The sequence below is a fragment of the Streptomyces sp. NPDC028419 genome, assembly GCF_055565515.1.
Window position 1 is genome coordinate 92746 of sequence record NZ_JBVHUE010000034.1, and the last position, 7565, is coordinate 100310.

The window sequence follows — 7565 nt, forward strand, 5'->3', positions numbered from 1 at the left end:
TGCCGACGACCGACCGTACGGGCCCTGGCCATGCGAGGGGAGCCCGGATCGGCGCGGGCGGGGTGGCGGGCCTCGGGGCTTCGGTCACGGTCTGATGTCCCAGGAGGTCGGAGCGGCGGGGGCGGGGGCGGGGGTGGTGAAGCGGTACCCCGCGCCGAGCAGGTGCGGCAGGTAGGTGCGCAGGGCCGTGACCGTCTGAGTACGGTCGGCCCGGCCTTGGTGTTCGGGGACGGCGGATCGGCTGAGGAAGCCGTCGTGGTGCAGGACGATCGCCCCGCCGTGGGCGCGTTCCACGACGGTGTCGGAGATCCTGTCGGCGCCCGGGTTGAGCCAGTCCCCGGTGTCCAGCGACCAGGAGACGGGCTGGAGATGGAGTGTGGCGCACACCGTCAGGGCAGCGCGCGTGAACCGGCCGCCAGGGGCGCGGAAGAGACCCGGGGGACGCCCGCCGCTGAGGCGGCCGAGGATGGCCTGGGTGCTTTCGATCTCGTCCCGTACCTGTACGTCGGTCAGGTGGCGGAGGGTCGGGTGGGACCAGGTGTGGTTGCCCAGGACGTGCCCTTCGTCGACGACCTGGCGCACGGTTTCGGGGTACTTCGCCGCGTTGGCTCCGAGCATGAAGAACGTCGCCCTCATCCGGTACTGGCGCAGGACGGCCAGCACCTGGGGGGTGTAGATCGGGCTGGGGCCGTCGTCGAAGGTGAGGGCCAAGGCCATCGGTCCGCCTTCCACCCGCTTCTCGGGCACCGGCAGTTCCGTGGCCGAGGCGGGCCACTGCGGGCTCGCCAGCGCCAGCACCGAGGGGCCCGCGGCGGTGAGGAGGCGGCGCCTGGAGAAGACGGCCCGGGCGCCGGTCGTCACCGCGACCCGGCCGGGGTCCGGACGCGGGTGGGGTAGTGGTCGGCCACCACGCGAGTCATCGCCCCGATCGGGTCGGCGGCCACTTCCCTCGCCGCGAAGTAGATGTTGCCGCGCACCTCGGGGAAACGTCGGGCCAGGGTGAGGTGGCGGGAGAGCTCGGCGGGATCGTGCCAGGACTTGCCCTGGGCCGGGTTGCCCGCCTTGTACAGGGCTTCGCCGACGTACAGGTGGGTATCGGTGCCCCGTACGGTCTCGGCCCACCAGGCCACGAGTTCGGCGTAGTCGGCGTTGTCGTTGCCGATGTGCCAGTAGATCATCGGGGCGATGTAGTCGAGCCAGCCCTCGCGCACCCAAGTGCGCGTGTCGGCGTAGATGTCGTCGTAGGACTGGGCGGCGCCCCGGGTGGCGGACCCCTGGGGGTCGGTGGTGTCGTTGCGCCAGACCGCGAACGGGCTGATGCCGAAGCGCACCTGGCGGGGCGACGCACCACCCCGGGCCGGGGAGCGGTTCACTTCCCTGATGCGCCGTGCGGTTCCGCGCACCAGCTGGTTGATGTTGTCCCGCCGCCAGGCGGACCGGTCGGGAAAGCCCGCGCCGTACCGACGGAACGCCTCGTCGTCGTCGAACGCCCGGCCGCGGGTCGGGTACGGGTAGAAGTAGTCGTCGAAGTGGAGGCCGTCCACGTCGTACCTGCTGACGGCATCGAGCATCGCCTCCTGGACGAACGCGCGCACCTCGGGCAGACCCGGGTTGTAGCACAGCAACTTGCCGTACGTCACGACCCATTCGGGGTGCAGGCGGGCCGGATGGGTGGGCGCCAAGAGGGCCGGGTCCGCGTGCGTGGCGATGCGGAAGGGGTTGGCCCAGGCGTGGAGTTCCAGCCCGCGCAGATGCGCTTCCCGTACGGCGAACTCCAGCGGGTCCCAGCCCGGATCGCGGCCCTGGACTCCGGTCAGGTACTGCGACCACGGCTCGTACGGTGACGGCCACAGGGCGTCCGCCAACGCTCTGACCTGAAGGATCACCGCGTTCAGCCGGCGTTCGGCGGCGACGTCGAGCAGGCGGAGCAGGTCCGCCCGCTGCTCCTGCGGTGATGTGTTCGCGGCGGGCCAGTCGCGGTTGAACGCCGTGGTCAGCCACATCCCGCGGAACTGCCTGCGCCCGGTGTCCGCCGTTGCCCCCGTGGGTCCTGGCGCCCGGGGCGCCGGGTCGTTCTCGGCCGCGTACGAGGTGGAGCGACCGCTGGTGACGGGGCCGAACGCCGCTGCCGCGGCAACGGCCGCTCCGACGGTCAGGACCCTGCGGGAGATGGTGCCCATGCTGCTCGATTCCGGGGTGGGGGGGCGGAGGTGGTGGGGCCGGGTCTGGTGGTCGGCGGCGGATCGCGTGGGATCGTCAGGGCGCGGCGAACAGGTCGAGCGGAGTGGTGAAGCGGTATCCGCACCGGTCGATGGCGTCGATGAGACCGGGCAGCGCGGTGGCGTCGACGCCGGAACGGTCCTCGGGAGCCGCGCCGCAGCGGCCCATCCGGACGATCGCCCCCGGACGCAGGGCCCGCAGGGTGCGGTCGATGACCGTCGCCGTGCTCGCGCCCGCGTCCGTACCCCGCCAGCCCTCGGTGTCCACGGTCCAGCGGACGGGAACGTAACCCGCGAGGTTGACCTCGGTGACGCACCGAAGGTCGCCCCTGCCGAAGGGGAAGCGGAACAGCGGCTCGGACGGTCTGCCGGTGACCGCCTCGATCGCTTCCGCCGCCGACTGGAGGTCGTCGGCGCGCTCCTGAGGCGAGACGGCCGGGAAGTCGCGCTGGTGCATGGAGTGGTTGCCCACCGGGTGGTGGTCGGCGATGTCCCGGGCCAGTGCGGCGTGGGCGAGGACGAACTCCCCCGTCAGGAAGAACGTCGCCGGCACTTGCCGTGCCCGCAGCACGTCCAGGACCGCCTCGGCGCCGTCAGGTCCGGCGGCGCAGTCGAAGGTCAGCGCCACCTTCCGCTCGCCGCCGGGAAGCACCCCGAAGTCCCGCCCGGCGAGCGCACCGGTGACCGGCGGTCGCCAGGGGAAGTCGAGTCCCCAAGCAGGCGCGGGGCCGGGCGGATCGGCGTGCACCACATCAAGAGGGCTCAGGCCGAGCACCGAACCTCCAGTGAGGGCACCTGACCACGACGGGCTGATCCATCCGTGTGACTACCGTGGCCCGGGGTGGCAACTGCCGGGCGAAGGCGCACTACGTTCAAGGTCAACCGCACGCGACAGGCCCGAGGCCAGGAGTGAACAGGCATGGTTTTCCGATCAGTTGACAACCAGTGGGGCGAACAGCCGCGAAGGCGGCAGGTGTTGTCGGGTCTGGCGAGCGCCGCACTCGGTGCGACCGCTCTCGGCATCGCGAGCGGGAGCGTGGCGCACGCCGACGCGCCGCTCACACGGGCGCGCGGCGGGGCACCGCGTCCGCCGGTGACCGGCGCTCTCGCGGGCCGGCGTTTCCTGTCGTTGCCCATCACCGAACAGGAGGTGGCACTGACCTTCGACTGTGGGGCGGGACCGGACGGCGCCGAGCAGATCCTTCGGACCCTGTACGCCCGTCGGGTGCCCGCGACGTTCTTCATGACCGGGCGCTTCGCCGCGGACCATCCCGCTCTGGCCCGGTACATCGGGAACCGCTACCCGGTGGGCAACCACTCCATGACGCACCCGGCGTTCCCCCACATCACCCCCGAGCGGCGCGCCGAGGAGGTCCGGTCGGCGGCCGACGCGATCGAGACGGCCATCGGCAGGCCGTCCGAGGCCTTGTTCCGCTTCCCCTTCGGACGCTCCACCCCGCAGTGCGTCGAAGAGGTCAACGCCGCCGGATACCTCCCCGTCCACTGGGCGGTGGACACCCGGGGCTGGAAGGGGAGGGTGGGCGGGGCGAGCACGGCCTCGGTCATCGACCGGACCCTGCACGCCCTGCACCCGGGGGCGATCGTGCTGATGCACCTGGGAGCCACCGAGGAGGACCGGTCCGCCGTCGACGCCGCCGCGCTGCCCGACCTGATCGATGCCCTCAAGAGCCGCCAGTACGGCTTCACCACCCTCCGCGGCCTGCTCACCGCCGGCTGATCAGCCTGGCGGTGAACCGACACCCTCCGTGCCGAGTCGTTGCTAGGGGATGCGGAGGGTCTGGGTCCCCGTGAGGGTGGTTTCCGCACCCGGCGCGAGGGTCGTCGGAGTGTTGACGATCGCGCAGTTCTCACGCGGGAAGATCCGGGCGGGCGTGTCGGTGTTGTTGACGACCTTCAGGTCGCCGGAGCCGATCTTGTCGCGGTGGTAGCAGCCGACCGGGTCCGCGTAGTCGACGGAGCCGATGGTGAGGGTGCCGGTGGGCGGGACCATGACGGCCTTGTCCGCGCTGACGTACGCCTCCGCACCTACCGCGACGCTGGAGAAGGTGCCCCCTCCCTGATCACCGCACCCGAACTCTTCCCAGATGGTGACGGCCTTGCCGGTGTTGTTCTTGACCAGCACGTCATCCGGCGTCTCTTCCTCGTTGCCGGTGGAGAGGTTGAAGCAGCCGACCGGGTTGGAGTGTTCGACCTCGCCGAGGGTGAGGGTGCCGGTAGAAGCCATGGCCGAACCGGGGACCGAGACCGTGAGCAGGGCGGCGGTGGCGAGGGCGCCCAGGGTGGTGAGCATGCGGGATCGCATGGTGACTCCAATGTGGTGATACCGCCGATGGCGGTGAAGGGGTATGTGTGCGTCGCGCCGTTGAAGGCGACGGCGGGGCATGTGCCGGTGTTGCAGGTGCCGTAGGGGTGGAGGAGGGCCGCGCCAGGCGGGCGGGCCGACTTCCGGGGGGGGGCTTCCTGCGGTCCCGGCGGGCGGGGGGCGATCACGGGGTCTGGGTGATCATTGAGCGGCCGCGGTACCGGCGCCGAAGGGACTGCGCGTCGCATGCGGGAGGCACCGACGCTCAGCGCGAACGGGGCGGTCAGCGGCTGAACAGGATCGATACTGCCAAGGGTCCCGGCCCTGCCGCGACCGCGGCCCGGGGCATTCACACGAATGCCCCAGACGTAACGATTCCTCGGATTTCCGTCGCCCACGGAACCTCCTGGCCCGACGCTGGGCGGGCGCTCGCTGGCGTCGGTACGGGCCGGGATCCCGCGGACCGGTTCGCCGGCGAGGTTCGCGGCCCCGGCCGATTCGCGGCAGCTCCCGGACACGAGGTCCGTCTTCTGCTCACCCTCATGCGCGGCGCGGGCGGTGACCAGGGCAGCGCCCGGGGCCGCCGGCCGGCCCGGGGCGCCTTGATCTCGACCGCGTCCGAGCCGCGCGCAGAGGCACGCGTGCTCCGCGCGGCGGTCGTCCGGGGTGAAGGTGACGGCGGGCCCTCGGGGGCGGCCGTGCCGTGCGCATGAGGTCGACTGTCCCGCCGCACGCGCGTAGCCGCCCCCGCGGCTGGGCCCCGCGGCCCGGGCACTACGGCACCGGCCCGCCGTAAGCACTGGCGGAGATCGCGAAAGGGTTTCCGGCAAAGGCAGTTGTGGCCCAGGAGCCCCTGAAGGGGTCCGACCCATGGCCACCCGACGCCGACCAGAGCACGGCAGCTGGCGCCGCGCTGGCCGGGCGCCTCATGGTGCTCCGCGCACCTCGTTCGCTGCCGGTCACGGCCATTGCCGCCGCCTGACCCGCCCCGACCGCCCTGGTCCCCGTCTGGTCCCAAAAACGATCAAGGGGCCGTTTCAGATTGCTCTGAAACGGCCCCTGACCTGCGACTTCGAAAAGTCGGGACGACAGGATTTGAACCTGCGACCCCTTGACCCCCAGTCAAGTGCGCTACCAAGCTGCGCCACGTCCCGCTACTCGCTGACCTGCGACTTTCGCCGCAACCGCTCGTGCACGAGAACGATACCGCACTTCGGGTGGTGGTCGCGCGCACCTTTCGGCGACGGGTCCCGGCCTCGCCGGAGAGGGCGGGGTTGACCTCAAGCGCGGTTGAGGTTGCACGATCCGTGTATGACACAAACGACCGCGGACACAGGGTTCCGCTTCCAGGATCTGGACCGGCTCATGGGGCTCATGACCGGGGACGAGAAGCACGGGCCGGCCGCCACCTCCACGCTGGACGTGCTGTGGGTGCTCTACGACCGGGTGCTCCGCGTGGACCCGGCACGCGCCGCGGACCGGGACCGGGACCGGTTCCTGCTGTCCAAGGGGCACGGGCCGATGGCCTACTACGCCGTACTCGCCGCCAAGGGGTTCTTCCCCGTCGAGTGGCTCCCCGGCTTCGGCGGGTACGCGTCCCCGCTCGGGCACCACCCGGACCGCACCCTCGTCCCCGGCGTGGAGATCGGCAGCGGCTCCCTCGGCCACGGGCTGCCCCTCGCCGTGGGCAGCGCGCTCGGGCTGCGGGCCCAGGGGCTGGCCGATCCCGCGGTGTGGGTGCTGATCGGTGACGCCGAGCTGGACGAGGGCAGCAACCACGAGGCCATCGCCTACGCCGGCCCGGCCGGCCTGGACCGGCTGCACACCGTGGTGATCGACAACGACTCCGCCACCCACGGCTGGCCGGGCGGCATCGCGTCCCGGTTCGAGACGGCCGGGTGGTCGGCCGTCACGGTGGACGGGCGGGACCACGAGGCACTGCACGCCGCTTTCACCGCTCCGCATCCCGGGCGGCCGCACGCCGTGGTCGCCCGCGTCGAAACGAAGGGCTGAGGAATCCATGGACATCGTGGCGGGCAACTCCATGCGGGAGCGCTTCGTCTCCTTCACCACGCGCCGGCTCGACGAGGACCCGCGGCTGGCCGTGGTGCTCGCGGAGATCACCATGGACGGGTTCCGCCCCGCCCGCTCGCGGCACCCGGACCGGGTGATCAACGTCGGGATCCGCGAGCAGCTGCTCGTGGGCGTCGGCGGCGGGCTGGCGCTGACGGGCCTGCGACCGGTGGTGCACACCTTCGCGAGTTTCCTCGTCGAGCGACCGTTCGAGCAGATCAAGCTGGACTTCGGGCACCAGGGGACGGGCGGGGTCCTGGTCAGCGCGAGCGCGTCGTACGACTGGCCCGCCGGCGGATTCACGCACATGGCGCCCGGGGACGTGGCCCTGCTCGACACCCTGGACGGCTGGACCGTCCACGTCCCCGGGCATCCGGACGAGGCCGAGGAGCTGCTGCGCCGCGCGTACGACGCCGGGGACGACAAGGTCTACGTCCGGCTCTCCCAGCAGTCCAACGCCGCCCCGCGCCCGGTCGACGGCGGCCGCTTCCTGACCGTGCGGGAGGGGAGTGCGGGCGTGGTCGTGGCCGTGGGGCCGCTGCTGGACAACGTCCTGGCGGCCACCGAGGGGATGGACGTGACGGTGCTCTACGCGACGACCGTACGGCCCTTCGACGACGCCGCCCTGCGCGCGGCCGTCGGCTCCGGCCCGGCCGACGTGGTCCTGGTCGAGCCCTACCTCGCCGGTACGTCCGCGGGCCCGGCCGCCGAGGCCCTGATCGAGGTCCCGCACCGGATCCTGGGCCTGGGCGTGGGCAGGGCGGAGCTGCGGAGGTTCGGCACGATCGACGAACACACCGCCGCCCACGGCCTGGACCCGCACGGCCTCCGCGACCGGATCGCCGCCTTCCTGAAGGACTAGGTGTATTGCCCTGTGAGGTTGGGGACGCGGCTGGCGGGTGGTTTGCCTGCGAGTGCGGTGTGTCCGCGGTGGTGATTGTAGGTGTGGA

7 protein-coding genes and 1 tRNA gene are annotated in these 7565 nt (G+C 72.0%); 3 read left to right on the forward strand and 5 right to left on the reverse strand.

Annotated elements, in window-relative coordinates; translation table 11 throughout:
• Positions 1-84: 84 nt before the first annotated feature.
• The 3 genes from ACZ4UB_RS31915 to ACZ4UB_RS31925 all read right to left on the reverse strand — a co-directional run bounded on the left by ACZ4UB_RS31915 (position 85) and on the right by ACZ4UB_RS31925 (position 2994).
• Positions 85-861 carry a polysaccharide deacetylase family protein gene (locus ACZ4UB_RS31915; protein ID WP_468075578.1) on the reverse strand — a complete coding sequence of 259 codons (777 nt, stop codon included), beginning with the start codon at positions 859-861 and terminating at the stop codon, positions 85-87.
• A complete protein-coding gene (locus ACZ4UB_RS31920) occupies positions 858-2180 on the reverse strand; it encodes a glycoside hydrolase family 10-like protein (RefSeq protein WP_468075580.1) in 1323 nt (440 codons plus the stop codon). The genes ACZ4UB_RS31915 and ACZ4UB_RS31920 overlap by 4 nt, the downstream gene beginning before the upstream one ends.
• A gap of 76 nt (positions 2181-2256) precedes the next feature.
• Positions 2257-2994 carry a polysaccharide deacetylase family protein gene (locus tag ACZ4UB_RS31925; RefSeq protein ID WP_468075583.1) on the reverse strand — a complete coding sequence of 246 codons (738 nt, stop codon included), beginning with the start codon at positions 2992-2994 and terminating at the stop codon, positions 2257-2259.
• A 144-nt stretch (positions 2995-3138) separates the two neighbouring features.
• Here ACZ4UB_RS31925 and ACZ4UB_RS31930 point away from each other — a divergent pair, with 144 nt between their 5' ends.
• Positions 3139-3957: a polysaccharide deacetylase family protein gene (locus ACZ4UB_RS31930; RefSeq protein ID WP_468075585.1), complete on the forward strand. Its 819-nt coding sequence runs from the start codon at positions 3139-3141 to the stop codon at positions 3955-3957.
• A gap of 42 nt (positions 3958-3999) precedes the next feature.
• On the opposite strand, the gene ACZ4UB_RS31935 is transcribed toward ACZ4UB_RS31930, so the two are convergent.
• Both ACZ4UB_RS31935 and ACZ4UB_RS31940 read right to left on the reverse strand, forming a co-directional pair.
• The gene (locus ACZ4UB_RS31935) at positions 4000-4542 is read right to left on the reverse strand and encodes a hypothetical protein (protein ID WP_468075587.1); all 543 of its coding nucleotides are present in this window, start codon (positions 4540-4542) and stop codon (positions 4000-4002) included.
• 1080 nt (positions 4543-5622) lie between these two features.
• A tRNA-Pro gene (locus ACZ4UB_RS31940) sits at positions 5623-5696 on the reverse strand.
• Positions 5697-5853: 157 nt separating this feature from the next.
• Here ACZ4UB_RS31940 and ACZ4UB_RS31945 point away from each other — a divergent pair.
• The gene (locus tag ACZ4UB_RS31945; protein WP_468075589.1) at positions 5854-6555 is read left to right on the forward strand and encodes a transketolase; all 702 of its coding nucleotides are present in this window, start codon (positions 5854-5856) and stop codon (positions 6553-6555) included.
• 7 nt (positions 6556-6562) lie between these two features.
• On the forward strand, positions 6563-7477 hold the full coding sequence (locus ACZ4UB_RS31950) for a transketolase family protein (protein WP_468075591.1): 915 nt from the start codon (positions 6563-6565) through the stop codon (positions 7475-7477).
• Positions 7478-7565: the final 88 nt, after the last annotated feature.

Coding starts and splice junctions, on each gene's coding strand:
- ACZ4UB_RS31920 (WP_468075580.1), bottom strand. CDS start 2,180: ATGGGCACCATCTCCCGCAGGGTCCTGACCGTCGGAGCGGCCGTTGCC.
- ACZ4UB_RS31930 (WP_468075585.1), top strand. CDS start 3,139: ATGGTTTTCCGATCAGTTGACAACCAGTGGGGCGAACAGCCGCGAAGG.
- ACZ4UB_RS31935 (WP_468075587.1), bottom strand. CDS start 4,542: ATGCGATCCCGCATGCTCACCACCCTGGGCGCCCTCGCCACCGCCGCC.
- ACZ4UB_RS31945 (WP_468075589.1), top strand. CDS start 5,854: ATGACACAAACGACCGCGGACACAGGGTTCCGCTTCCAGGATCTGGAC.
- ACZ4UB_RS31950 (WP_468075591.1), top strand. CDS start 6,563: ATGGACATCGTGGCGGGCAACTCCATGCGGGAGCGCTTCGTCTCCTTC.